The organism is Burkholderia catarinensis, from assembly GCF_001883705.2.
Taxonomy (GTDB): Bacteria; Pseudomonadota; Gammaproteobacteria; order Burkholderiales; family Burkholderiaceae; genus Burkholderia; species Burkholderia catarinensis.
Window position 1 is genome coordinate 98,275 of the sequence record NZ_MDEQ02000012.1, and the last position, 24,827, is coordinate 123,101.

Sequence of the window (24,827 nt, forward strand, 5' to 3'; positions counted from 1 at the left end):
AGGGCATGGAACAGTTGAACTATCGCTTCACCGCACGCGAGCGAGCGAAGGGCGAGCAGGCCGCGGCGCTCGTCGGCGTGGTCGCGTCCGGCAATCTCGAGGTGCTCGTCGAGCGCGTGCTGCCGGGCAACGAATGCGAGATCGACATCCGCACCGCGGCGGTCGGCTTCGGCGCGGTGTGGCAGGCCGTCGTGTCGGATTTCGTCGAGCGGCGCACGCCGGGCGGCCTGAAGCTGTCGATCAACGACGGCGGCGCGCGGCCCGACATGGTGTCGCTGCGGCTCGCGCAAGCCGTGCGCGCGATCGAGGGGGACGCTTAATGAACAACCCCCACGCTCACATCTGTTCGCTGCCCCCCGAGGGGGCGGGCGCCTCCCTAGGGGCGGCCCGTCGGGAGGCGCCGAACGACGCGATCCACGACGCACCGGCGTTCGTCGCGAACGGCGCGAGCTGGTACGAAGCGTCGGCGCGGCAGCGCATCGACGGGCTGCTCGACGCGGGCAGTTTCAGCGAATTCCTCGGGCCGGCCGAACGCGTGACGAGCCCGCACCTGCCGCTGTTCGACCTGCCGCAGCAGTTCGACGACGGGATGGTGGTCGGCCACGGCCGGCTCGACGGCCGGCCGGTGTTCGTCGCCGCGCAGGAGGGCCGCTTCATGGGCGGCGCGTTCGGCGAGGTGCACGGCGCGAAGCTCACGGGGCTGCTGCGTGCCGCGCGCGAAGTCGGCAAGCCGGTGCTGATCCTGTTCGATACGGGTGGCGTGCGGCTGCAGGAAGCGAACGCGGGCGAGCTTGCGATCGCCGAGATCATGCGCGCGCTCGTCGAAGCGCGCGCGGCCGGCGTGCCGGTGATCGGGATGATCGGCGGGCGCGCGGGCTGCTACGGCGGCGGCGGGTTGCTCGCCGCGTGCTGTTCGGCGCTCGCGGTGTCGGAGCAGGGGCGCATCAGCGTGTCGGGCCCCGAAGTGATCGAGACCAATCGCGGCGTCGAGGAATTCGACGCGAAGGATCGCGCGCTGATCTGGCGCACGATGGGCGGCAAGCACCGGCGGCTGATCGGCGGCGCGGACCGCTATGTGGCCGATACGCCGGACGCGTTCCGCGCGGCGGCGCTCGACCTGCTCGGCCACGCGCCGGCGTTCGATGCGGCGATGCTGCGCGCGGAACAGGCGCGCCTCGAAGCGCGTGTCGAACGGTTCGGCGCATGCAAGGATGCGCTCGACGTGTGGCGCACGCTTGGTGCGGGCGCGCCGGAAGCGATTCCCGGGATGCCCGACGATGCGTTCGCCACGCTCGCCGATCAATTGCAGGAGAGCCCGCATGACGCTCGATGAAGTACTGAACTCGATGTTTCCCCACGGCCATTCGATCGCCCGTACCGGCGGCCTGCTGACGGGCCACGCGGAGCTGGCCGGCCTGCGCGTCGACGTGATCGGTGTCGCCGACCGTCTGCCGTTCGGCATCGACGAGGCGCTGACGCTCGCGTCGCGCGTGCTCGACACGATCGCGCGCGGCGGCGATACGCCGATCCTCGTGCTCGTCGACAGCGACAGCCAGCGGATGAGCAAGCGCGACGAACTGCTCGGCCTGAACGAAGGGCTGTCGCATCTCGCGAAGTGCCTGATGCACGCGGATCTCGCCGGGCACCGGACGATCGGCGTGCTGTACGGCCACACGGCCGCGGGCGCGTTCATCGCGACCGCACTCGCGACGCGCACGTTGCTCGCGGTGCCGGGCGCCGAGCCGGAGGTGATGGACCTGCCGTCGATGTCGCGCGTGACCAAGCTGCCGATCGACGTGCTGAAGGAGATGTCGCGTTCGACCCCGGTGTTCGCGCCGGGGCTCGACAACCTCGTGAAGATGGGCGCCGTCGACGCCGTGCTCGATCCGGCCCGCGCGCTCGACGCGCAGGTCGGCGAATGGCTCGGCAAGCCGGCCGATCGCGTCGACCGTCGCGCGGCGCGCGGGCGGCCGGTCGCGGCCGACGTCGCACGGCGCGTCGAGGAACTCGCGCGTGCCGCACACTGAGATGCCGCTGCGCCGCCACACGCTCGTCACGCTGACGGCGGCGGGGTGGGGCGCGGCATGCGCGCGCGATCCCGCGCTCGCGGCCGATCCGCTCGTGCAGGCGTGGGCCGCGCGCGGCTGGCCGCTGATCGTGCGCCGCGCGTCGCCCGACGAGGCCAATGCCGGCCGCGTGCCGCTCGGCCTGCCGTTGCCGCCTTCCGCGGGCAAGCGGCGCATCGCGTTGAACGCTGCCGCCGACGCGCTCGCGACGGTCGGCCCGCTGCCCGCGCTGGCCGACGTGCTCGCCGCCGCGCCCGACGCATGGCATGCGCCGTTGCGCGAGCTCGATGCGCTCGGCGCGCGCTGCGGCGTGCAGGGTCGCGTGTTCGGCAGCCTCGCGTGGCAGGCGCTGACGGGCGAGCCATACCTGGGCGCGTCGTCCGATCTCGATATCGTGTTTCCGCTGCCGGATGCCGCGTCGATGGCGCCGCTGCTCGATGGCCTCGCGGAGATCGACGCACGCGCGCCGATGCGCATCGACGGTGAACTGCTGCGCGACGACGGCGCGGGCGTCAACTGGCGCGAACTGCAGGCGCGGCTGCCTGAAGTCGCGGTCAAGACCGCGATCGACGTCGAGCTGATGCCGGCCGACGCATTCACCGGAGGCGCGCGATGAGCGCGTGGGCTGCCTGCCGCGTACCGGTGCCGTCCGATGCCGAGCGCATCGCCGGGCTGGCCGAGTGTAGCCTCGTGCTCGAGATCGAGACCTATCCGAAGCCGGGCCTGGTCAGTCACATCGACACCGGCAGTCATTCGGACATGGATGCCGCGACGTTCGCGCGCAGCGCCGCCGCGCTGCGGCCGTACTTCGCGGAACTCGCCGATGCGGGCGCGCGCGATGCGGACATGGCCGTGCTGCGCAAGATCGGCCTGCGTGCCGAGCACGCGATGCTCGCCGCGACCGGCGGCGTCAATACGCATCGTGGCGCGATCTTCGGGCTCGGGCTGCTGTGCGCGGCTGCGGGCCGGCGCGCGATGCCGGGGGCCGTGCCGGACGGGATGACGCTCGGCGCGTTCGTGTCCCGCCGCTGGGGCACCGATATCCTTGGCGGCCCGCGTTTGCCGGACAGCCACGGCGAGCGCGCGAGTCGCCGCTACGGCGTCGGCGGCGCGCGCCGCGAGGCGGCCGACGGCTTCACGACCGTATATGCGGTCGGGTTGCCCGCGCTGCGCCGCGCACGGCGCGACCTGCCGGGCGACCGGGAAGCCGCGCGCGTCGATGCGTGCTTCGCGCTGATCGCCGCGCTCGACGACACGAATCTGCTGCACCGGGGCGGGCAGGCCGGCCTCGACTTCGCGCGGGCGGCCGCCCGCGCGTTCGTTGCACGCGGCGGCGTGCGTGCGCGCGACTGGCGGCTGCGCGCCGCCGCCGCGCATCGTGCGTTCGTGGCGCGCCGGTTGAGCCCGGGCGGGGCGGCCGACCTGCTCGCGATGAGCGTGTTCGTCGATGCGCTCGAAGCCGACGGGGACGCGCGATGACGCTGGCGATCCTCTGTTCGGGGCAAGGCGCGCAGCGCGCGGACATGTTCGACCTGACCGGGTCGGCGCCGCAGGCCGACGCGCTGTTCGCGCATGCCGGCCGGCTCCTCGGCGACGATCCGCGCGCCTGGGTCCGGCGGGCCGGGCCGGACGCGCTGCGCGAAAACCGTGCCGCGCAGATCCTCTGCACGGTCCAGGCGCTTGCCGCCGCCGCGCTGCTCGACGCGGTGTGGCCGCGCCGGCGCTGCGTCGCGGGCTACAGCGTCGGCGAGGTCGCATCGTGGGGCGTCGCGGGAATGATCGATCCGGATGACGCGCTCGACCTGGCCGATGCGCGCGCGCGCGCGATGGATGCCGCGAGCGGCGGCGACGAGCGGATGGCGTTCGTGCGCGGCCTGACGCGCGCGCAGCTCGCGCGGTTGTGCGACGGCCGGGACGCGGCGATCGCGATCGCGAACCCCGGCGACGCGTTCGTGGTGGCGGGGCGGCAGGCCGATGTCGATGCGGTGGCCGACGACGCGGCACGCGAAGGCGCGTTGCGCGTCGCGCCCGTCTGCGTGCGGATCGCGTCGCACACGCGCCGGCTAGCGGCAGCCGTGCCGGTGTTTCGCGCGTCGCTCGCCGCGACGCGCGTGCGGCGGCCGCTGCCCGGCACGCGGCTGGTTTCGGGGATCGACGGTGCGTCGGTGCTCGACGTCGACGCGGGCCTCGACAAGCTCGCGCGGCAGATCGCGGAGCCGGTCGAGTGGGCGGCCTGTCTTGCCGCCTGCGTGGAGGCCGGCGCGACCGCGTTTCTCGAACTCGGCCCCGGGCGCGCGCTGGCCGAGATGGCGGGCGGCGCGTATCCGGCGCTGCCGGCGCGTAGCCTCGCGGATTTCCGTTCCGTCGACGGCGTGACGAGCTGGCTCGCGCGCGTCGCGGCCGGCTGATCGACGGCCTGAAACACACCCGTCGGGCACCCGTTCCGCACTGTGTGTTGCGCCGGCGCAGCAGCGTCGCAGCCGGCGCTTGCCACGCGAATTGGCGTCGCTACAATGGCGCCCGCCATGAGACCAGCCGCCTTCCTTCTCGCCGCGCTCTGCTGCGCGGCGAGCGCCCACGCCAGCCAGATTCCGTCCGACGCCGCATCGGTCGGCACATACTTTTCGTATGACAACGCGGCGGCCGATGCGACCGTCGACCTGATCGAACAGGCGCAGCGCCGCGTGCTGCTGGCCGGCTATACGCACGTGCCGCCCGCCGTCGCGAGCGCGCTGCGCGCGGCGCGCGCGCGCGGGATCGAGGTACGTGTCGTGCTCGCGCGCTCGGCGCGCGCGGGCAAGTACAGCGGCGCCGGCTATCTGAAATCCGCGGGCATCGACGTGGCGATCGATTCGCGGCAGGGAGACCCCGCGCCGCGCTTCGTGATCGTCGACGACAGCGTCGTACTGACGACGTTGTCCGACGGCGCGGCCGCGCACGCGGAAACGGTGAACGTGTTTCGACGCGCGCCCGAGCTCGCCCAATCCTACGCGCAGTCGTTCTGGCGGCTGTACCGGCAGGCCGGCGGCCTCTGACCCCTTCGTCCGGTGTCGCGGATGCCGGTGTGACCCTGCTTGCATCGGCGCGGCCGATGAACCATGCTCGTTGACAGGCGCCGGCGCGGGTTTCGCGCAACCGGCGCAACGGCAGGGAGCCGATCGTGACCGAGTGTTTTGTCGATCGCGCCGATGCCGGCCGGCAACTGGCCGACGCGTTGCGCGATTACGCGGGGCGTAGCGACGTTGTCGTGCTCGCGTTGCCGCGCGGCGGCGTGCCCGTCGCGTATGCGATTGCCTGCGCGCTGCGCGCACCCCTCGACGTGCTGGTCGTGCGCAAGCTCGGCGTGCCATACGATCCCGAACTCGCGATGGGCGCGATTGCAACGGGCGGGGCGATGCATCTTCAGCGTTCGGTAATCCGCTCGATGGGCGTATCCGACGCGCAGCTTGCCGACGTGATCGCGCGCGAGACCGCCGAGCTGCATCGTCGTGAAGCGCTGTATCGCGGCGCGGCGGCGCCGCTGCCGGTCGACGGACGCATCGCGATCGTCGTCGACGACGGCGTCGCGACCGGCGCGTCGATGCGCGTCGCGCTGCAGGCATTGCGCGAGCGCCACCCCGCGCGCGTCGTGGCGGCTGCGCCGGTCGCGCCGCCGGGCACGCGGCATGCGTTCGACGACCTGGCCGACGCGTTCGTCACGGTGTCGCAGCCGCTGCGGTTCTTCGGAATCAGCCAGTTCTACGCGCGCTTCGAGCAGACGGGCGACGACGAGGTGCGTACGTTGCTCGACGCGGCCCGACTCTGACGCGGCTTCACGCCCGCCCGACGCGGCGCGGGCCGCCGGCTTCGGCCAGCGCGAACACGCGCTGCAGCGCCGGATGGACGCTGTCGCGCCAGCGCGCACCCGTAAACAACCCGTAGTGATCGCAATCGTCGACGTCGACGCGGAAGCGCTCGTCAGCGGCAACGCCGCTGCACAGGTCGAGCGCCGCGTGCGTCTGGCCGGCGCCCGTGACCGCGTCGCATGCGCCCTCGACGGTCAGCAGTGCGATGCCGCACAGCGCGGCCGGCTCGACGCACCGGCCGCCGACGTTCCACGTGCCGTTCGCGAGGCTCATGCGCTGGAACACGACGTCGACCGTGTCGAGGAAATAGTCGGCCGGCATGTCGAGCAGCGCCGTGTATTCGAGCAGCGCACGCCGCGCACCGGCGAGCCCGGCCATGTCGAGGCGCGACGCGGCCAGCGCGTAGGCCTCGATCAGCGTCAGGAAGCGCTGCGGGTACATGAGCGCGATCTCGCCCTGCTGGAGATAGGTCGGGAACACGTGGCGGCCGTGCCCCGCGAAGCCGGGCGGCACGATGTCGATCAGGTGGCGGCGGCACCAGTCGAGCGAATGGGCGGCTGCGGCGGTGCCGAGCGCGCTCGGATTCAGGCGCGCGTCGAGCGGGCCGCCGATCAGCGTGACGCTCGCGGGTGGCGCGAGGCCGCGCGCGGCCCGCAGCGCGAGCGCGCCGAGCGCCGGCACGGTCGCCTGGCACACGGCGACGACGTGCAGCGGCCGATCGTCGTGCGCGAGCCCGTCGACGAAGCCGTCGAGCATCGCGACATAGTCGTCGAGCCCGAAGCGGCCCGACGCGAGCGGCACGTCGCGCGCATTGCGCCAGTCGGTCACGCAGACGTCGCCGTCGGCGAGCAGCGTCTCGACGGTTTCCCGCATCATCACGGCCGCGTGCCCGGCGAGCGGCGCGCACAGCAGCACCGTGCGCCGGGCATCGGCGCGCGTGAAGCGCCGCAGGTCGCAGAACGGCGTGTGCGCGGCGACCCGTTCGTCGACGGCCGGCCGCCCGATGTCGAAGCGCGGCGGCCTGGCTGGCGGCCCGAGCAGCGGCTCGAACAGGTCGTCGTAGCACGACGACGCGGCGTGCGGCAGCGTGGCCGCGGGCCACGCGTCGAACGCGTGCCGCGTCGCCGCGCGCCAGACGCGCATCCATTCCCGCTGCTGCTCGACGAGGGCATACCACATGGCGAACCTTGGGGCGGAAGGGGCGTGAACTTGCATTATGGTCACTGTGGCGGGGCAGCGGGAGCCTGGTTCACGAGCGCCCGACGCGCATCAAGCGCACGGGCACGCTAGGCGATGCCGCGCGACGCTGCTACAGTCATCCGTCCCATTCCCTCAAGCGGAGCGTTTGCGATGAAGCTGATTGGCATGCTGGATTCCCCGTTCGTGCGCCGTGTCGCGATTTCGGCGAGGCTGCTCGACCTGCCGTTCGAGCACGAGTCGCTCTCGGTGTTTCGTCATTTCGAGCAGTTCAGGACGGTCAATCCGGTCGTCAAGGCGCCGACGCTCGTGATCGGCGACGGCGCGACGCTGATCGATTCGTCGCTGATCGTCGACTATCTCGATCACCTGGTCGCGCCCGAGCGGCGCCTGCTGCCCGACGCCGCCGATGCGCGGCTGCGCGCGCTGGTGCCGGTCGGTTTCGCGCTGGCGGCCGCCGAGAAGACCGTGCAGGTCGTCTACGAGCAGGCGCTGCGCCCGTCAGCCAAGCAGCACGCGCCGTGGATCGAGCGCGTGCTGAGCCAGCTCGAGAGCGCGTACGGCGAACTGGAGCCGCTCGTCGCGGCCGCGAACGGCTGGCTCGGCGGCGCTCGCCTGCTGCAGTCCGACGTGACAGTCGCGGTGGCATGGCGCTTCACGCAGTTCATGACGGCCGATTACCCGGTGCTCGCGCGGATCGATCCGGCCCGCTATCCGGCGCTCGCCGCGCATTCGGCGTGCGCGGAAGCGTTGCCGGCGTTCGTCGCGACACCGCTCGCCTAAGGGGCCTGCGGCGGGGTGCCGGGCCGCCGGCACCGCCGTCTGCCGCCCGCTCGTCCCCGCCAGGCAAGCCGCTGCCGATTGTTCTCGGCGGCTGACAAGTGACTTCGCATTCGCGCTGTTTATCCGGAAGCGGCCGGTCCCTAGAATCCACTCCATCGAATCAAGTCATGCCAGATGGAGCCGATGATGAAAGCCCTGATCGAATCGAGCCTGTACCACCCGTCCTTCATGTTGCCGCTCGTCGCGCTGACGCAGCTGATGGTCGAGCGCGATTTCAATCTCGGCCAGGTCGGGCTGATCGTCGCGGCACGCGGCGCGCAGGCGGCCGTATCGCGTTCGCGTGCACTGATCTTCTGCCGTGGCAGCGAAGCACACGCATGAGCGCGTTCGCATCGAATGGATAAAAAAAGCCCGGCCGGCGCAAGCCGGTCGGGCGGATCGGGTTCGATCGGGCCCCGGCTTCGGCCGGGGCTTTTCATTGGGCGGCGCTCAGGCGCGTGCGGGCGATGCGACGCCGTAAATCTCGGCGCTGTCGTCCTCTTCGCGCAACCGGCGCGCAAGCTGGTGCGCTTCGCGGCGCGTCGCGACGGCCGGCGGCGAGCCCTTCAGCGGCTGGCGCGCGGTTTCCGCGAGCGCGACGACCGACACGATGCCGATCACGGCGGCGCCCATCATGTAGTACGCGGGCATCATCAGGTTGTGGGTGACCTCGACGAGCCACGCGGTCACCAGCGGCGTCGTGCCGCCGAACAGCGACACCGACACGTTGAAGCCGATCGCGAGCGCGCCGTAGCGGATCTCGGTCGGGAACAGCGCCGGCAGTGCCGACGGCATCACGCCGGTGAAGCACGACAGCAGCACGCCGAGGATCAGCAGGCCGCCGAATACCGATGCCGTGGTGCCCGTATGGATCAGCATCATCGACGGGATCGACAGCACGAGCAGGCCCACGCAGCCGGCCAGCATCACGGGCTTGCGGCCGACCTTGTCGGACAGGCGGCCGGCGTAGAGCGTCATCGGCATCATCAGCACCATCACGAGCAGCACGAGCACGAGGCTGTGCGATTCGTCGAAGTGCAGCGTCGACGACATGAAGCTCGGCAGGTACGACAGCACCATGTAGTCGGTCACGTTGAAGATCAGCACGAGGCCGACGCACAGCAGCAGCGCACGCCAGTTGCGCATCAGCGTTTCGCGGAAGCGCGCCTTCGGCACGGCCTTGTCCTGCGCTTCGCGCTCTTCGGCCTGGCGCTTGAACGCGGGCGTTTCCTCGAGCTTCATCCGGATGTAGAGGCCGATCAGGCCGAGCGGGCCGGCGATCAGGAACGGCACGCGCCAGCCCCACGACAGCAGCGCTTCCTGCGACAGCGACGCGGTGAGCAGCGCGACCACGCCCGCACCCATCACGTAACCGATCAGTGTGCCGAACTCGAGGAAGCTGCCCATGAAGCCGCGGCGCTTGTCGGTCGAGAATTCGGCGATGAAGGTGGCCGCGCCGCCGTATTCGCCGCCGGTCGAGAAGCCCTGCACGAGGCGGGCCACGAGCAGCAGCACGGGCGCCATGATGCCGATCGACGCATAGCTCGGGATCAGGCCGATCGCGAACGTGCCGGCGGCCATCATGATCATCGTCGCGGCGAGCACGCGCTGGCGGCCGATACGGTCGCCGAGCGGGCCGAACACCATGCCGCCGAGCGGGCGCACGAGGAATGCGGCCGCGAACGTGCCGAAGGTCGCGAGCAACTGCGCGGACGGGCTGCTGGACGGGAAGAACACCTTGCCGAGCGTGACGGCGATGTAGCTGTAGACGCCGAAGTCGAACCATTCCATCGCATTGCCGATGGCCATCGCGCTGACGGCGCGCTTGAGCAGGCTCTGGTCGACGACGGTGATGTCGTCCGCGGCGAGCGGAGCCTCGCCGGACGGCGAAGCGGAGGAAGAGGCAGCGGTCGGGCTGACGTGTGTTGCGGTCAAGGTCATGCACTCCTTTGACTGCGCCGGAACGGGCGGGCCGTCCGACACGGTTTGCCGGCGAGCGCGGTGTCGCGTACGGCGCGTCGGGGCAGGCCATTAAGCACTTACTGCACAAAAGGCGGTAAAGGGCCGCAAGGGGCTGCTTCGACGCGGGCCCGATGGGCCGTCGCGACTGTGCGCTCATGAAGAATGGGCCGCGTGATGCAGGCGGCAGATGCCGGTGCGGACCGATGTCCGGCGTTCCGGCAAGCGCCCCGGAGGGGCAACGAAACGAGAAAAGCGGGCCTGTCGGGCGGGCTTTCCTGTGGGTGCGATTTCGCTCGAAGGGCCGGCCCGCAACGCGCGGACGGACTTCTGTCGAAATCGAATAGACAGAGATTGAATGTTGAAACAGGCGACATGATAGCACGATGACGGATGATCGCGCAAATTGCCGGGAAACGCCCGTCTGGCGGGGCGTTCGGCGGGGCCTGCTCGGGTATGATCGGCGGCGCGCGGCCAAGCCGCGCGGCCCCCGGTGACGGAGGCCGAATTCACGAGGAACCGGATGACCGAACTGATGAGGATCGCGGCGCTGTTCGCCGCCACAGCGCTGGCCGAAATCGTCGGCTGTTACCTGCCGTGGCTCGTGCTGAAGGCCGGGCGCCCGGTCTGGCTGCTGGTGCCGGCCGCGCTGTCGCTCGCGCTGTTCGCGTGGCTGCTGACGTTGCACCCGAGTGCGGCGGGGCGCACCTATGCCGCGTACGGCGGCATGTATATCGCGGTTGCGCTGATCTGGCTGCGGGTGGTCGACGGCGTCGCGCTGTCCCGCTGGGATGTGGCCGGCGCGGTGCTCGCGCTCGGCGGGATGGCCGTCATCGCGCTGCAGCCGCGCGCGTGAGCGTGGCTGCAGCGCGTGCCGGGTGCGTCAGGTCGTTTCCGCGGCCCCCGCGTCGGCGGAATTGCGCCACACGCAGGTGCCCTTGACCGACTTGTCGAGCTCGTCGAGCTGCGCCTGGTGCGCGGCGAGCTCGTCGGCGCTCGCGGCCACCACGGCCAGGTCGAGCGCGGCCAGCGACACGCGCTGGCCGTTCGCGGCGCTGCCGCCGGCGCCCACGTCGTCGAGCATGTCGATCACGAGGCTGTCCTGGCCGCGCGTCATCGCGAGATACACCTCGGCGAGCAGCTCCGAGTCGAGCAGTGCGCCGTGCAGCGTCCGGTGCGCGTTGCTGATGCCGAAGCGGTCGCACAGCGCGTCGAGCGAGTTGCGCTTGCCGGGGAACATCTGCTTGGCCTGCACGAGCGTGTCGATCACGCCGCCGCACTGTTCGGAAAACGGCGGCAGGCCGAGCCGCGTGAATTCGGCGTCGAGGAAGCCAAGGTCGAACGGTGCGTTGTGGATGATCAACTCGGCGTCTTTCACGAAGTCGCGGATCTGGTCGGCGACTTCCGCGAATTTCGGCTTGTCGCTGAGGAATTCGGTCGTGAGGCCGTGCACCGCCAGCGCGCCCGGATCGCTGTCGCGCTCGGGGTTCACGTAGAAGTGCAGGTTGTTGCCGGTGAGCCGCCGGTTCAGCAGCTCGACGCAGCCGATTTCGATGAGGCGGTCGCCCGTGCGGGCGTTCAGGCCGGTGGTTTCGGTATCGAGAATGATCTGGCGCATGTCTGGAAAAACGAAGGAAACAGGGGGGCGGCCGGCGTTCAGGCCGTGAGCGATTCGACGCCGCGATTCGCGAGCGCGTCCGCGCGTTCGTTTTCGGGATGGCCCGCGTGGCCCTTGACCCAGCGCCACTCGACCTCGTGCTGCGCGACGAGCGCGTCGAGCCGCTTCCACAGGTCGGCGTTCTTCACGGGCGTCTTTGCCGCGGTGATCCAGCCTTTTTTCTTCCAGCCGTGGATCCACTCGCTGATGCCTTTCTGCACGTATTGCGAGTCGGTATGCACGATCACCTGGCACGGCCGCTTCAGCGCTTCGAGCGCGGCGATCACGCCCATCAGCTCCATGCGGTTGTTGGTCGTGTTGGGCTCGCCGCCGAACAGCTCCTTTTCGCGGTCGCCGTAGCGCATCAGTGCGCCCCAGCCGCCGGGGCCGGGGTTGCCCTTGCAGGCGCCGTCGGTATAGATGTCGATGATATCGGTTGTCATGAGTGTTCTTGATGGGTGGTCGGGGAGGCCGCCGGCGTGAGGCCCGGCGCGAGCACGGGCTTCTTCATCCTGATCTGGCCGACGAGGCGCATGCCGCGCACGCGCTTGACGGCCGTGACCATGTAGACGGCGCCGAAGATCGGCCACCAGCGGTCGCCGGCGGCTTCCATGAAGCCGTAGCGGGCCAGCCACTTGTCGGTAACGAGCGGCGGCCGGTAGCAGCCGAAGCGGCCGCGTTCGAGGTCGAAGCCGAGCAGCTTGATCCAGTCCTTGAGCCGGATGAACGCGATCTGGTCGCGCGTGGCCGGCACGAACGGGCGGTTCGCCATGCGCCCGAACGACTGCCGCATGCCCCACAGGCTGAGCGAGTTGAAGCCGGTGATCACGAGCTGGCCTTCCGGCATCAGCACGCGCTCGGCCTCGCGCAGCAGGCGGTGCGGGTCGGACGTGAATTCGAGCGTGTGCGGCATCACGATCAGGTCGACGCTTTGCGACTCGAACGGCAGGTCGAGCAGGTCGCACCAGGTCGTGCTGCGCTCGGCGGGCGCGTGCTCCGGCGCGTGCGCTTCGCGCGCCCACGGATACTGGTACGGCGCGCTCGCGCCGCTTGCCGGATCGAGCACGAGGCCGCGATACGGCATGCGGTTCTCGCGCAATGCGTCGAGCTGCGGCAGGCCGAGCTGCAGCGCGTGGAACCCGAAGACGTCGGACACGATCCGGTCGAGTTGCGCCTGCTCCCAGCCGAGCACGTAGCGGCCGGGAGACGAGTCGGTCCAGGCGGGCCAGTCTATAATTTGACGATCAGACATAACGATGGTTGCGCGCCCATGAACGAGCTGGAGTACGTGCCGGTTCCGGCATTCGAGGACAACTATATCTGGCTCGTGTCGGACGGCCGCGATGCGATCGCCGTCGATCCGGGTGAAGCCGCGCCCGTACGCCGGGTTCTTGCCGAACGAGGCTGGCGGTTGACCGCTATTTTACTCACGCACCACCACGCCGACCATGTCGGCGGTGTCGAGGCGCTGAGAAACAGCCAACCGGACGATGTTCCGCTTGCCGTTTACGGCCCCGCGGCCGAGGCGATCGGCGTGGTCACGCGGCCGCTCGCGGGCGGCGATCGCGTGGCGCTCGACGCGCCGGCCGTCGCGTTCGACGTGCTGGACGTGCCGGGTCATACGCGCGGCCACATCGCCTATTTCCAGGCGGCCGGGCACGGCGCCGCGGCGCCGCACGTGTTCTGCGGCGACACGCTGTTCTCGTGCGGCTGCGGCCGCCTGTTCGAAGGCACGCCCGCGCAGATGCTCGCGTCGCTCGACGCGCTCGCGGCGCTGCCGGGCGACACGCGCGTGCATTGCGCACACGAATACACGCTGTCGAACATCCGCTTCGCACTCGCGTGCGAGCCCGGCAATGCGGCGCTCGCCGCGTGGCGCGACGACGCGCAGGCGCTGCGCGCACGCGGCGTGCCGACGCTGCCCACTACGATCGCGCACGAGCGCGCCGTTAACCCGTTCATGCGGGCGGACAGCGATGCGATCCGCGCGACGCTCGAGACCGAACTGCACGAAACGGTGCCGGATCGTCTGGCGGCGTTCACGCTGATGCGCGAATGGAAAAACCGGTTCCGATGATCATTTTCGGAGGACTCCAAAGCTCAGGCGGAGCTTGTAAAAATTGCTCCAAATGTAGGATTTCGCTGAGTTTTCGGTGTTTTTATTGACGTGAAGCACGCACTTCCGTAGTATCGCCAGCAATTTCCAGCCGTCGGAAGCCGAGATTTTCATGCGACTTATATTGAGTGCGATGGTGGTCCTGCTGCTCGCCGCTTGTGCGAGCCAGGCTCCTGTCGCCAACAACGCCGCCGATTCGCAGGCGACGTCCAGCTACCTCCGTAAATCAGCCACCGCCAAAGAAACTGTCGACGTCGACAAGCAATCCGTCGGCGACCTGACCAGTGCCGACCCCGATCTCTGGGGGCGCATCCGCCGTGGCTTCCAGATGCCCGACCTGCAGAGCGACCTCGTCGACATGCAGACGACCTGGTACACGCAGCGGCCCGATTACGTGCAGCGCATGACCGAGCGCTCGCAGAAGTACCTGTATCACATCGTCGAGGAGCTCGAGGCGCGTCACATGCCGACCGAGCTCGCGCTGCTGCCGTTCATCGAATCCGCGTACAACCCGCAGGCGCTGTCGGTCGCGAAGGCGGCCGGCATGTGGCAGTTCATGCCCGGCACGGGCCGCACGTACAACCTGAAGCGCAACATGTGGCAGGACGAGCGCCGCGACGTGCTCGCGTCGACGAGTGCCGCGCTCGACTACCTGTCGCGCCTGCATGACATGTTCGGCGACTGGTATTTGGCGCTGGCCGCGTACAACTGGGGCGAGGGCAACGTGCAGCGCGCGATCGCGCGCAACCAGGCGGCCGGGCTGCCGACCGACTACCAGAGCCTGCGGATGCCGAACGAGACGCGCAACTACGTGCCGAAGCTGCAGGCGGTGAAGAACATCATCGCGAGCCCGCAGCAGTACGGACTGACGCTGCCGGACATCCCGAACCACCCGTATTTCGTGACGGTCACGACGTCGCGCGACATCGACGTCGCGGTTGCCGCGAAGCTCGCAAACCTGTCGCTCGACGAGTTCCGCTCGCTGAACCCGTCGTTCGCGAAGCCGGTGATTCTCGGCGCGACCGATCCGCAGATCCTGCTGCCGTTCGACAACGCGTCGGCGTTCGAGAAGAGCCTGAAGGCATACAACGGCCAGCTTTCGACGTGGACCACCTATACGGTCAGCGAACGTGCGCGGCCGGCGGCGATCGCCGAGAAGATCGGCGTGGACGCCGATACGCTGATGTCGGTCAACAAGATTCCGGCCGGCATGCGCCTGAAGCCGGGTTCGACGATCGTCGTGCCGCGCGGCGACGACGATGACGAGGACATCAGCGCCGACGTCGCCGAAAACGGCGCGCTCGCGATGGAACCCGACGTGCCCGACACACGCAAGATGCTGATCCGCGTGCGCCGCAAGCAGTCGATGGCGGCGATCGCCGGCCGCTACGGCGTATCGGTCGGCCAGCTCAAGGCGTGGAACCGCACGCACCGCGATCTCGCGATGCCGGGCCAGGCGCTCGTGCTGCACGTGCCGGTCGGTCGTTCGGTGCCGGCCGAGCCGGGTCCGGAGCGGATCGCGACGTCGGCCGGCGGTGCGCGCATCGAGCGCGCGAGCCTGTCGGTGGGCGGCAAGTCGCATGGCGCGAAGCGCGGCGCCGCGAAGCCGGCGGCCAAATCGACGAAGGCGGCTCCCGCGAAAGCCGCGCCGGCCAACGCCGCCGCGCACAAGGGCAAGAAGAAATAACGCGGCTGCGAACGCATCGTGCGGCCGATCCGGTCCGCGCGATTGGGCTATGATCCGACGAAATGCGACGAAACGCCGTCACCGAGGTGACGGCGTTTTCGTTTGTGCGCGGCGCGGGGGCGCTGCTTCGGGCGTCTTCATATAACAAGGGGAAGCGATGTCGTCGGTGCAGGTGAGGGTGCTCGCGCTGTTTTCGATCGGGTATTTCGTGTCGTATGTGTTTCGTGGCGTGAATCTGGGCTTCGCGCCGTTCGTCACGCACGAGCTCGGGTTGTCGGCTGCCGATCTCGGCCTGCTCACCAGTCTCTATTTCCTCGGCTTCGCGGGCGCGCAGATCCCGGCCGGCGTGATGCTCGACCACTTCGGCCCGCGCCGCGTGACGGCCGGCATGCTGCTGTTCGCGGCGGCCGGTGCGGCCGTGTTCGGTGCCGCGCACGGCATCGGCACGATGATGGTCGGCCGGCTGCTGATCGGCGTCGGCGTGTCGGTGTGTCTCGGCGCGGCGTTCAAGGCGCTCGCGCAGCATTTCCCGGTTGGCCGGCTGCCGCTCGTCAACGGCCTCGTGATGGCCGTCGGCGGCCTCGGCGGCGTCATGGTCGGTTCGCCGCTGACCTGGCTGCTCGGCTGGACGAGCTGGCGCGCGATCTGTTTCGGCCTCGCGGTGCTGACGGTGGCCGTCGCGGCCTCGATCGGGTTGGGCGCGCCCGAAGTGAAGCAGGCGCGTCACCAGGGCGGGCTCGTCAGCCAGTTCAAGGGCACGTGGCACATCCTGAGCAGCCGCGCGTTCTGGAAGCTCTCGTCGTTCTCCGTCGTCACGCAGGGCGTGTTCTATGCGATGCAGTCGCTTTGGGTCGGGCCCTACCTGCGCGACGTCGCGGGGTTCGATGCGCCGCATGCCGCGCGCCTCGTGTCGGTGCTCGGTTTCGCGATGATGGTCGGCTGTGTCGGCTTCGGCGCCGCGGCGCGCGTGCTCGAGCGGCGCGGCGTGTCCGTCTACGCGTTCTGCGGCGTGGGCATGGCGCTGTTCGTCGCGACGCAGGTCGCGATCGTTGCGCGCGTGCCGTTGCCGCCGGCCGTGCTGTGGGCTGCATACGGGATGTTCGGCGGCGTCGGCATCCTGACCTACGCGGTGATGGCCGGGCACTTTCCCGCCCATCTGATCGGCCGCGCGAACACGACGCTCACGCTCGTGATCTTCCTGCTGATCTTTGCGTTCCAGATCGGCGTCGGCGCGGTGCTGTCGCACTGGCCGGCGATCGACGGCCGTTATCCGGCCGCTGCGCACATTACCGCGTGGGGCGTGCTGCTCGCGCTGCAGCTCGCGAGCGCGGTCTGGTACGGTTGGCCCGCGCGCGGCACTGGCCAAGCGCACTGATCCGGCGGTACGCTGGGGGTAGGGCGGCCGCGGAAACGGGGCCGCAGCCCGTTGCGCCGCGTTGCCGGGCATGGCGCACGCATGGTCGGGTGGCCATATCAATTGAAGATAGGGCCATTTTCAGGCTATAATTTGAAAGTTTGTGCTGATCAACCTCGCACCCTAGCGCCTACCTCATTCATCCCGTTCATCCGCCGCACGCCGCCTGCCGGGCGATGCCGCGAAGCCTCGTGCGCCATGCGCCGGGTTCGCGTCTCGACAACGCAGGCCGCGTCCAGCTAGCGACCGCGCGCGCTCACGCAGCGCGGCGCTTGCGCGGCAGGGTAAACAGGTCGGCAGCAGGGTGTTCCCCAAGGAGCCTCCCGTGTTGCCGTCTTTTACTCCCGCCTTGCTTGCACTCGCCGACGGCACGGTCTTTCGTGGTTATTCGATCGGGGCCGAAGGCCATACGATCGGCGAAGTCGTGTTCAATACCGCGATCACCGGTTATCAGGAAATCCTCACTGATCCGAGCTACTCGCGCCAGATCGTCACGCTCACGTACCCGCATATCGGCAACGTCGGCGTCAATGCCGAAGACGTCGAAGCCACGAAAGTCCATGCCGCCGGCCTGATCATCCGTGATCTGCCCACGCTCGCATCGAACTTCCGCATGGACCGCACGCTCGGCGATTACCTGCGCGACGAAGGCGTCGTCGCGATCGCCGGCATCGACACCCGCAAGCTGACCCGCATCCTGCGCGACAAGGGCGCGCAGAACGGCTGCATCCTGACGGGCTCGGATGACGAGGCGAAGGCGATCGAGCTCGCGCGCTCGTTCCCGGGCCTCGCGGGCATGGATCTCGCGAAGGTCGTGTCGACCGCGAAGCCGTTCGAGTGGAAGCAGACCGAATGGCGCCTCGAAGGCGGCTACGGCATGCAGGAAGCGCCGAAGTACCGCGTCGTCGCGTACGATTTCGGCGTCAAGTACAACATCCTGCGCATGCTCGCGGAGCGCGGCTGCCAAGTGACGGTGCTGCCCGCACAGGCCAGCGCAGCCGATGCGCTCGCGCTGAATCCGGACGGCATCTTCCTGTCGAACGGCCCCGGCGATCCGGAGCCGTGCGATTACGCGATCGCGGCCACCAAGGAATTCATCGAACGCGGCGTGCCGACCTTCGGCATCTGCCTCGGTCACCAGATCATGGGCCTCGCGGTCGGCGCCAAGACGCTGAAGATGAAGACGGGCCACCACGGCGCGAACCACCCGGTGAAGGATCTCGGCGACGGCCGTGTCGTGATCACGTCGCAGAACCACGGCTTCGCGGTCGACGCGGATTCGCTGCCGGCCAACGCGCGCGTGACGCACGTGTCGCTGTTCGATGGCACGCTGCAGGGCTTCGAGCTCACCGACAAGCCGGCATTCTGCTTCCAGGGCCACCCGGAAGCATCGCCGGGCCCGCACGACATCGGCTATCTGTTCGACCGTTTCACCGCGCTGATGGACGCGGCGAAGCAGCGCACCGCTTAACGTTACCGACGCAACCGAAGGACGGGAGATTCGCATCATGTTCGGCCACGCACTCGGCATCACGGATATCTGGACCTACGTGTTCGGCGTGATCTTCATCATCCTGCTGCCGGGGCCGAACTCGATGTACGTGCTGTCGCTCGCGGCGCAGCGCGGCGTGAAGGCCGGCTATCGCGCGGCCTGCGGGGTGTTCGTCGGCGACACGGTACTGATGGTGCTGTCCGCCGCGGGCGTCGCGTCGCTGCTGAAGGCGAACCCGCTGCTGTTCTCCGTCGTCAAGTACGGCGGCGCCGCGTATCTGCTCTACATCGGCACCGGCATGCTGCGCAGCGCGTGGCAGAAGCTGCGCGCGCCGGCCAATGCACCGGCCGACGCGCCGCGCGCGGTCGACGGCGAGCGGCCGTTTCGCAAGGCGCTGATCGTGAGCCTGCTGAATCCGAAGGCGATCCTGTTCTTCATCTCGTTCTTCATCCAGTTCGTCGACCCGGCATTCCCGCATCCCGCGCTGTCGTTCGTCGTGCTCGGGGCGATCGCGCAATGCGCGAGCTTCCTGTACCTGAGCACGCTGATCTTCGCGGGTGCGCGGCTCGCCGAGCACTTCCGCCGCCGCCGCAAGCTTGCGGCAGGTGCGGCGAGCAGCGTGGGCGGCCTGTTCATCGGTTTCTCGGTGAAGCTCGCGCTGGCTTCCATCAGCTGAGCGCAGCCGGCCGACCCACGACAACGATTACTTATTGAATTCACAAGCCATGCCAAAACGCACAGACATCAAGAGCATCCTCATCATCGGCGCCGGCCCGATCATCATCGGCCAGGCGTGCGAGTTCGACTATTCGGGCGCGCAGGCTTGCAAGGCGTTGCGTGAGGAGGGCTACAAGGTCGTTCTCGTCAACAGCAACCCGGCGACGATCATGACCGACCCGAACACGGCCGACGTGACCTACATCGAGCCGATCACGTGGGAAGTCGTCGCGCGCATCATCGAGAAGGAGCGCCCGGACGCGATCCTGCCGACGATGGGTGGCCAGACCGCGCTGAACTGCGCGCTCGACCTGCACCACCACGGCGTGCTCGAGAAGTTCGGCGTCGAGCTGATCGGCGCGTCGCCGGAAGCGATCGACAAGGCGGAAGACCGCCAGAAGTTCAAGGAAGCGATGACCAAGATCGGTCTCGGTTCCGCGAAGTCGGGCATCGCGCACTCGATGGAAGAAGCGACCAAGGTGCAGGCCGAGATCATGGCGCTCACCGGCGGCAGCGGCTACCCGGTCGTGATCCGCCCGTCGTTCACGCTCGGCGGCTCGGGCGGCGGCATCGCGTACAACCGCGAAGAGTTCGAAGAGATCTGCAAGCGCGGTCTGGATCTCTCGCCCACGCGCGAACTGCTGATCGAGGAATCGCTGCTCGGCTGGAAGGAGTACGAGATGGAAGTCGTGCGCGATCGCGCCGACAACTGCATCATCGTCTGCTCGATCGAGAACCTCGACCCGATGGGCGTGCACACCGGCGACTCGATCACGGTCGCGCCGGCGCAGACGCTCACCGACAAGGAATACCAGATCCTGCGTAACGCATCGCTCGCGGTGCTGCGCGAGATCGGCGTCGACACCGGCGGCTCGAACGTGCAGTTCTCGATCAACCCGAAGGACGGCCGCATGGTCGTCATCGAGATGAACCCGCGCGTGTCGCGTTCGTCGGCGCTCGCGTCGAAGGCGACGGGCTTCCCGATCGCGAAGGTCGCGGCGAAGCTGGCGGTCGGCTATACGCTCGACGAGCTGAAGAACGAAATCACCGGCGGCCAGACGCCCGCATCGTTCGAACCGACGATCGACTACGTCGTCACGAAGATCCCGCGTTTCGCGTTCGAAAAATTCCGCGAAGCCGATTCGCGCCTGACCACGCAGATGAAGTCGGTCGGCGAAGTGATGGCGATCGGCCGCACGTTCCAGGAATCGTTCCAGAAAGCGCTGCGCGGCCTCGAAGTCGGCGTCGACGGTCTCGACGAGAAGTCGACCGACCGCGACGAGATCGCGATCGAGATCCACGAGCCGGGCCCGGACCGCATCTGGTATGTCGGCGATGCGTTCCGCATCGGCATGACGGCCGAGGAAATCTTCGCGGAAACCGCGATCGATCCGTGGTTCCTCGAGCAGATCGAGCAGATCATCCTGAAGGAAAAGGCGCTCGCGGGCCGCACGCTCGCGTCGCTGACGTTCGACGAGCTGCGCTACGTGAAACAGAGCGGCTTCTCCGATCGCCGCCTCGCGAAGCTGCTCGGCGCGACGCCGGAAGACGTCCGCCGCCGCCGCGTCGAGCTCAACGTGCGCCCGGTCTACAAGCGCGTCGACACCTGCGCGGCCGAGTTCGCGACGAAAACCGCCTACATGTACTCGACCTACGAGGAAGAGTGCGAGGCGCAGCCGACCACCAACAAGAAGATCATGGTGCTGGGCGGCGGCCCGAACCGGATCGGCCAGGGTATCGAGTTCGACTACTGCTGCGTGCACGCGGCGCTCGCGATGCGCGAGGACGGCTATGAAACGATCATGGTCAACTGCAACCCGGAAACGGTGTCGACCGACTACGACACGTCCGACCGCCTGTACTTCGAGCCGCTGACGCTCGAAGACGTGCTCGAGATCGTCGACAAGGAAAAGCCGGTCGGCGTGATCGTCCAGTACGGCGGCCAGACGCCGCTGAAGCTCGCGCTCGACCTCGAGGCGCACGGCGTGCCGATCGTCGGCACGTCGCCGGACATGATCGATGCGGCCGAAGACCGCGAACGCTTCCAGAAGCTGCTGCAGGACCTCGGCCTGCGCCAGCCGCCGAACCGCACCGCGCGCGCCGAAGACGAAGCGCTCGTGCTCGCGGCCGAAATCGGCTATCCGCTCGTCGTGCGCCCGTCGTACGTGCTGGGCGGCCGCGCGATGGAAATCGTCCACGAGCCGCGCGATCTCGAGCGCTACATGCGCGAGGCCGTGAAGGTGTCGAACGATTCGCCGGTGCTGCTCGACCGCTTCCTGAACGACGCGATCGAGTGCGACGTCGACTGCATCTGCGACGGCGAAGCCGTGTTCATCGGCGGCGTGATGGAGCACATCGAGCAGGCGGGCGTCCACTCGGGCGACTCGGCATGCTCGCTGCCGCCGTACTCGCTGTCGAAGGAAACCATTGCCGAGCTGAAGCGCCAGACGGGCGCGATGGCGAAGGCGCTGAATGTGATCGGCCTGATGAACGTGCAGTTCGCGATCCAGCAGGTGCCGCAGGCGGACGGTTCGAAGCAGGACATCATCTACGTGCTGGAAGTGAACCCGCGCGCATCGCGCACGGTGCCGTACGTGTCGAAGGCGACCAGCCTGCCGCTCGCGAAGATCGCGGCGCGCGCGATGGTCGGCCAGAAGCTCGCGCAGCAGGGCGTGACGAAGGAAGTCGAGCCGCCGTACTTCAGCGTGAAGGAGGCCGTGTTCCCGTTCGTCAAGTTCCCGACCGTCGATCCGGTCCTCGGGCCTGAAATGCGTTCGACCGGCGAAGTGATGGGCGTCGGCCAGACGTTCGGCGAAGCGCTGTTCAAGTCGCAGCTCGCGGCCGGTTCGCGCCTGCCGGAGTCGGGCACGGTGCTGCTGACCGTGATGGACGCCGACAAGCCGAAGGCGGTCGAAGTCGCGCGCATGCTGCACGACCTCGGCTACCCGATCGTCGCGACGAAGGGCACGGCTGCTGCAATCGAAGCGGCCGGCGTGCCGGTGAAGGTCGTGAACAAGGTGAAGGACGGCCGTCCGCACATCGTCGACATGATCAAGAACGGCGAGATCGCACTCGTGTTCACGACGGTCGACGAGACGCGCCAGGCGATCGCCGATTCGCGTTCGATCCGGATGAGCGCGCAGGCGCACAAGGTCACGTACTACACGACGATGTCGGGCGCGCGCGCGGCCGTCGAAGGCTTGCGCTACCTGAAGGATCTGGAAGTCTATGATTTACAAGGTCTTCACGCTCGCCTAAACTAAGCAATCAGTTACCTGTCGAAGCAACACGTGCCGCGATTAGGCGGTGTTTCCAGTGCATCGGAAACGCGCTTAATCGCGGTGATTTTTTTTATAGCCGATTTTAGCGATTGAGCCGTTTATGAGCACCATTCCGTTGACAAAGCGTGGCGCAGAGCAACTGCGCGATGAATTGCAGCGCCTCAAGTCCGTCGAGCGGCCGGCCGTGATCAATGCGATCTCGGAGGCCCGCGCACAGGGTGATCTGTCCGAAAACGCCGAATACGATGCCGCGAAGGAAAAGCAGGGCTTCATCGAGGGTCGCATCGCGGAACTCGAATCGAAGCTGTCCGCCGCGCAAATCATCGATCCCACGGTGCTCGACGCCGATGGCCGCGTGGTGTTTGCCGCGACGGTTGAACTCGAGGATCTCGAGTCGGGCGACACCGTCAAGTACCAGATCGTCGGCGACGACGAAGCCGATATCGATCACGGCCTGATCTCGGTCAGCTCGCCGATCGCGCGCGCACTGATCGGCAAGTCCGAAGGCGACGTCGCGGCCGTGCAGGCGCCGAGCGGCGTGCGCGAATACGAGATCATCTCGGTCAGCTACATCTGAAGCGGAGCGACGTGATGCCGCATCGCGTGTTCCGTCTGCTGTCGGCCGTGTGGGTCGGCAGCCTGCTGACGATCGGGTATGCGGTCGCGCCCGTGCTGTTCAAGACGCTGGAGCGGATGACGGCCGGTTCGGTCGCCGCCCAGCTGTTCCGTATCGAGGCGATCCTCGGTGTCGTGTGCGGCGTGCTGCTGCTCGCGTTGTCGAACCAGCAGGTGCGGCGCGGCGGCAGCGAATATCGCCGCGTGCGCTGGATCGTCGCCGCGATGGTCGTGTGCATGCTGGTCGGGTATTTCGCGCTGCAGCCGTTCATGAACGCGCTGCGGGTGGCCGCGATGGATGCGGGCACCGATATCGCGAACTCGCCGTATGCGAGTCGCTTCGGGATGCTGCACGGCGTTTCGAGCGTGTTCTATCTTGTCGAGAGCGTGCTGGGTCTGATGCTGATCTGGCGTCTGCCGACGCGCGACGCCTGAGCGCCGCGCGGGCAGGGCGGCACGGGATGCTCCGTGCCGCGCACGCGTTTTACTTGTCCTGGAACGGCCGCTTGGTGCTTGCCTGGCGCTTTTTCGCGCGCTTCACGTTGCCGCCCGCCGTCACGCGCTCGTTGCCGCGCACGACGACCTTCGTCGGCTTCGGGCGACGCACGGGGCTCGCGTTCGGCGACACCTTGACGACCTTGACGGTGCGCGGTGCGCGGCCTTTCCTGTCGTCGGCGGCTTCGGCCGCGCTCGGCAGCGTGCCGGCACGACGGCCGCGGGCCGGGGCCGCCGCGGCGGCTTCGGGCTTCCAGATCACCAGCAGCTTGCCGATGTGCTGGATCGGCGCCGCGCTCAGGCGGTCGCAGATCTCGTCGTAGATGGCGACGCGCTCGTCGCGCTCATCACCGAACACGCGGATCTTGATCAACTGGTGCGCGCTGAGGTGCACCTTGATTTCCTTCAGCACGGCGTCGGTCAGCCCTTCGGCCCCGATCAGCACGACGGGCTTGAGCGCATGGGCCTGGGAGCGCAGCGCGGAGCGCTCGGCGGGAGAAAGCGAAAGGGCGGGCATGGAAATGTCGAATTCTAAATAAGGGCGCGCTGACTGAAAAGCGATCGCGGGAAGTTGCCGCGTCAGCCGAGCGCCGAAACCACGTAAAATCGCGGCTTGGGCCTGAAAAGGGGCCGCAGCCGCGCGAAGAAGACGCGTATTATCCGCTAAAAGCGCGGCTTCACGAAGCAAATGGCAGCAATCTCTCTCTCGAATGGCAAAAAACCGTTTTAACCAGCACTGGCTGCACGACCACATCAACGACCCGTACGTCAAAATGGCGCAGCGGGAGGGCTATCGCGCGCGTGCCGCGTACAAGCTGAAGGAAATCGACGAGCAGGACAAGCTGGTCCGTCCGGGCCAGGTCATCGTCGATCTCGGCGCGACGCCGGGCAGCTGGAGCCAGTATGCCCGCAACAAGCTCGCGCAGGGCAAGAAGCGCGACGCGGAGCGCGAAGGCGGCATCGACGGCACGATCATTGCGCTCGACCTGCTGCCGATGGAGCCGATCGCCGACGTCCACTTCATCCAGGGCGACTTCCGCGACGACGAAGTCCTCCGGCAGCTCGAGGAATTGCTCGAAGGTCGCCCGGTGGACCTTGTTATTTCAGACATGGCCCCCAACCTATCCGGCGTAGCCTCGGCGGACGCGGCGCGCATCGAGCATCTGTGCGATCTGGCGCTCGAATTCGCGCAGAACCATCTGAAGCCGGATGGTGCGCTGCTCGTGAAATGCTTTCACGGCAGCGGCTATAGCCAGATCGTCGAGAAATTCAAACAGCAGTTTAAGACCGTCGCGCCGCGCAAGCCCAAGGCGTCCCGCGACAAATCGTCCGAAACGTTCATTTTGGGTCGGCATCTGAAGCAACCGCGCTGATGCGCAGCGGGGTGCCGCAAACGGGCTCCGGCCCTTGCCAGACAAGCGAAGCGCTATCGCGGCGGTTGTCAATGCTTATGGCGAGGGTGGT

General features: G+C 68.3%; 26 protein-coding genes. 20 read left to right on the forward strand and 6 right to left on the reverse strand.

The window, feature by feature from the left end; genetic code table 11:
- Nucleotides 1-5 precede the first annotated feature (5 nt).
- The 8 genes from mdcC to BFF94_RS20430 all read left to right on the forward strand — a co-directional run bounded on the left by mdcC (nucleotide 6) and on the right by BFF94_RS20430 (nucleotide 5,871).
- Nucleotides 6-320: a malonate decarboxylase acyl carrier protein gene (gene mdcC / locus BFF94_RS20395; protein WP_006485317.1), complete on the forward strand. Its 315-nt coding sequence runs from the start codon at nucleotides 6-8 to the stop codon at nucleotides 318-320.
- Nucleotides 320-1,333: a biotin-independent malonate decarboxylase subunit beta gene (locus BFF94_RS20400; RefSeq protein WP_246637373.1), complete on the forward strand. Its 1,014-nt coding sequence runs from the start codon at nucleotides 320-322 to the stop codon at nucleotides 1,331-1,333. The genes mdcC and BFF94_RS20400 overlap by 1 nt, the downstream gene beginning before the upstream one ends.
- The gene (gene mdcE / locus BFF94_RS20405; RefSeq protein ID WP_219139744.1) at nucleotides 1,320-2,027 is read left to right on the forward strand and encodes a biotin-independent malonate decarboxylase subunit gamma; all 708 of its coding nucleotides are present in this window, start codon (nucleotides 1,320-1,322) and stop codon (nucleotides 2,025-2,027) included. Before BFF94_RS20400 ends, mdcE begins: the two co-directional genes overlap by 14 nt.
- The gene (gene mdcG, locus BFF94_RS20410; protein WP_219139745.1) at nucleotides 2,014-2,682 is read left to right on the forward strand and encodes a malonate decarboxylase holo-[acyl-carrier-protein] synthase; all 669 of its coding nucleotides are present in this window, start codon (nucleotides 2,014-2,016) and stop codon (nucleotides 2,680-2,682) included. The genes mdcE and mdcG overlap by 14 nt, the downstream gene beginning before the upstream one ends.
- A complete protein-coding gene (gene mdcB / locus BFF94_RS20415) occupies nucleotides 2,679-3,545 on the forward strand; it encodes a triphosphoribosyl-dephospho-CoA synthase MdcB (RefSeq protein WP_219139746.1) in 867 nt (288 codons plus the stop codon). The genes mdcG and mdcB overlap by 4 nt, the downstream gene beginning before the upstream one ends.
- Nucleotides 3,542-4,474, forward strand: coding sequence for an acyltransferase domain-containing protein (locus BFF94_RS20420; protein ID WP_219139747.1), 933 nt, complete (start codon nucleotides 3,542-3,544; stop codon nucleotides 4,472-4,474). Before mdcB ends, BFF94_RS20420 begins: the two co-directional genes overlap by 4 nt.
- A gap of 105 nt (nucleotides 4,475-4,579) precedes the next feature.
- The gene (locus BFF94_RS20425) at nucleotides 4,580-5,101 is read left to right on the forward strand and encodes a phospholipase D-like domain-containing protein (protein WP_128848713.1); all 522 of its coding nucleotides are present in this window, start codon (nucleotides 4,580-4,582) and stop codon (nucleotides 5,099-5,101) included.
- Nucleotides 5,102-5,226: 125 nt separating this feature from the next.
- Complete coding sequence (locus tag BFF94_RS20430) at nucleotides 5,227-5,871, forward strand: phosphoribosyltransferase (RefSeq protein WP_219139748.1); 645 nt, start codon at nucleotides 5,227-5,229, stop codon at nucleotides 5,869-5,871.
- A gap of 7 nt (nucleotides 5,872-5,878) precedes the next feature.
- Here the strand turns inward: BFF94_RS20430 and BFF94_RS20435 are convergent, their stop codons facing one another.
- Nucleotides 5,879-7,090, reverse strand: a complete 1,212-nt coding sequence (locus BFF94_RS20435) for a polyhydroxyalkanoate depolymerase (RefSeq protein ID WP_219139749.1) — start codon at nucleotides 7,088-7,090, stop codon at nucleotides 5,879-5,881.
- Between the two features lie 171 nt (nucleotides 7,091-7,261).
- Here BFF94_RS20435 and BFF94_RS20440 point away from each other — a divergent pair, with 171 nt between their 5' ends.
- Both BFF94_RS20440 and BFF94_RS20445 read left to right on the forward strand, forming a co-directional pair.
- Complete coding sequence (locus BFF94_RS20440) at nucleotides 7,262-7,891, forward strand: glutathione S-transferase family protein (protein WP_128842899.1); 630 nt, start codon at nucleotides 7,262-7,264, stop codon at nucleotides 7,889-7,891.
- 183 nt (nucleotides 7,892-8,074) lie between these two features.
- The gene (locus tag BFF94_RS20445; RefSeq protein WP_128842900.1) at nucleotides 8,075-8,272 is read left to right on the forward strand and encodes a hypothetical protein; all 198 of its coding nucleotides are present in this window, start codon (nucleotides 8,075-8,077) and stop codon (nucleotides 8,270-8,272) included.
- 108 nt (nucleotides 8,273-8,380) lie between these two features.
- On the opposite strand, the gene proP is transcribed toward BFF94_RS20445, so the two are convergent.
- The gene (proP, locus tag BFF94_RS20450; RefSeq protein WP_128842901.1) at nucleotides 8,381-9,871 is read right to left on the reverse strand and encodes a glycine betaine/L-proline transporter ProP; all 1,491 of its coding nucleotides are present in this window, start codon (nucleotides 9,869-9,871) and stop codon (nucleotides 8,381-8,383) included.
- A gap of 541 nt (nucleotides 9,872-10,412) precedes the next feature.
- Between proP and BFF94_RS20455 the strand changes: the two genes are divergently transcribed.
- Nucleotides 10,413-10,745 (forward strand): YnfA family protein, encoded by a 333-nt coding sequence (locus BFF94_RS20455; RefSeq protein WP_219139750.1) that lies wholly within the window; start codon nucleotides 10,413-10,415, stop codon nucleotides 10,743-10,745.
- 27 nt (nucleotides 10,746-10,772) lie between these two features.
- Here the strand turns inward: BFF94_RS20455 and dnaQ are convergent, their stop codons facing one another.
- The 3 genes from dnaQ to BFF94_RS20470 are packed head-to-tail and all read right to left on the reverse strand — an operon-like array spanning nucleotide 10,773 to nucleotide 12,798.
- Nucleotides 10,773-11,507: a DNA polymerase III subunit epsilon gene (dnaQ, locus tag BFF94_RS20460; RefSeq protein ID WP_128842903.1), complete on the reverse strand. Its 735-nt coding sequence runs from the start codon at nucleotides 11,505-11,507 to the stop codon at nucleotides 10,773-10,775.
- Between the two features lie 38 nt (nucleotides 11,508-11,545).
- Nucleotides 11,546-11,989, reverse strand: coding sequence for a ribonuclease HI (rnhA, locus tag BFF94_RS20465; protein ID WP_128842904.1), 444 nt, complete (start codon nucleotides 11,987-11,989; stop codon nucleotides 11,546-11,548).
- A complete protein-coding gene (locus BFF94_RS20470) occupies nucleotides 11,986-12,798 on the reverse strand; it encodes a class I SAM-dependent methyltransferase (RefSeq protein ID WP_219139751.1) in 813 nt (270 codons plus the stop codon). Before BFF94_RS20470 ends, rnhA begins: the two co-directional genes overlap by 4 nt.
- An 18-nt stretch (nucleotides 12,799-12,816) precedes the next feature.
- On the opposite strand from BFF94_RS20470, the gene gloB reads away from it, so the two are divergent.
- The 8 genes from gloB to BFF94_RS20510 all read left to right on the forward strand — a co-directional run bounded on the left by gloB (nucleotide 12,817) and on the right by BFF94_RS20510 (nucleotide 23,303).
- Entirely contained in the window at nucleotides 12,817-13,623 is an 807-nt protein-coding gene (gloB, locus tag BFF94_RS20475) for a hydroxyacylglutathione hydrolase (RefSeq protein ID WP_128842905.1), read from the forward strand.
- A 151-nt stretch (nucleotides 13,624-13,774) separates the two neighbouring features.
- Entirely contained in the window at nucleotides 13,775-15,349 is a 1,575-nt protein-coding gene (locus BFF94_RS20480; RefSeq protein WP_128842906.1) for a transglycosylase SLT domain-containing protein, read from the forward strand.
- A gap of 157 nt (nucleotides 15,350-15,506) precedes the next feature.
- Nucleotides 15,507-16,724, forward strand: coding sequence for an MFS transporter (locus BFF94_RS20485; RefSeq protein WP_128842907.1), 1,218 nt, complete (start codon nucleotides 15,507-15,509; stop codon nucleotides 16,722-16,724).
- A 364-nt stretch (nucleotides 16,725-17,088) separates the two neighbouring features.
- Complete coding sequence (carA, locus tag BFF94_RS20490; RefSeq protein ID WP_128842908.1) at nucleotides 17,089-18,234, forward strand: glutamine-hydrolyzing carbamoyl-phosphate synthase small subunit; 1,146 nt, start codon at nucleotides 17,089-17,091, stop codon at nucleotides 18,232-18,234.
- Between the two features lie 37 nt (nucleotides 18,235-18,271).
- The gene (gene leuE / locus BFF94_RS20495; RefSeq protein ID WP_128842909.1) at nucleotides 18,272-18,931 is read left to right on the forward strand and encodes a leucine efflux protein LeuE; all 660 of its coding nucleotides are present in this window, start codon (nucleotides 18,272-18,274) and stop codon (nucleotides 18,929-18,931) included.
- A 49-nt stretch (nucleotides 18,932-18,980) separates the two neighbouring features.
- Nucleotides 18,981-22,235 (forward strand): carbamoyl-phosphate synthase large subunit, encoded by a 3,255-nt coding sequence (gene carB, locus BFF94_RS20500; protein ID WP_128842910.1) that lies wholly within the window; start codon nucleotides 18,981-18,983, stop codon nucleotides 22,233-22,235.
- A gap of 118 nt (nucleotides 22,236-22,353) precedes the next feature.
- A complete protein-coding gene (gene greA / locus BFF94_RS20505; protein WP_128842911.1) occupies nucleotides 22,354-22,830 on the forward strand; it encodes a transcription elongation factor GreA in 477 nt (158 codons plus the stop codon).
- A gap of 14 nt (nucleotides 22,831-22,844) precedes the next feature.
- Nucleotides 22,845-23,303: a DUF4149 domain-containing protein gene (locus BFF94_RS20510; RefSeq protein WP_128842912.1), complete on the forward strand. Its 459-nt coding sequence runs from the start codon at nucleotides 22,845-22,847 to the stop codon at nucleotides 23,301-23,303.
- A 49-nt stretch (nucleotides 23,304-23,352) separates the two neighbouring features.
- Here BFF94_RS20510 and BFF94_RS20515 read toward each other — a convergent pair whose 3' ends face one another.
- Entirely contained in the window at nucleotides 23,353-23,880 is a 528-nt protein-coding gene (locus tag BFF94_RS20515) for a YhbY family RNA-binding protein (RefSeq protein ID WP_128842922.1), read from the reverse strand.
- Between the two features lie 193 nt (nucleotides 23,881-24,073).
- On the opposite strand from BFF94_RS20515, the gene BFF94_RS20520 reads away from it, so the two are divergent.
- Nucleotides 24,074-24,736, forward strand: a complete 663-nt coding sequence (locus BFF94_RS20520) for an RlmE family RNA methyltransferase (protein WP_128842913.1) — start codon at nucleotides 24,074-24,076, stop codon at nucleotides 24,734-24,736.
- Nucleotides 24,737-24,827 lie beyond the last annotated feature (91 nt).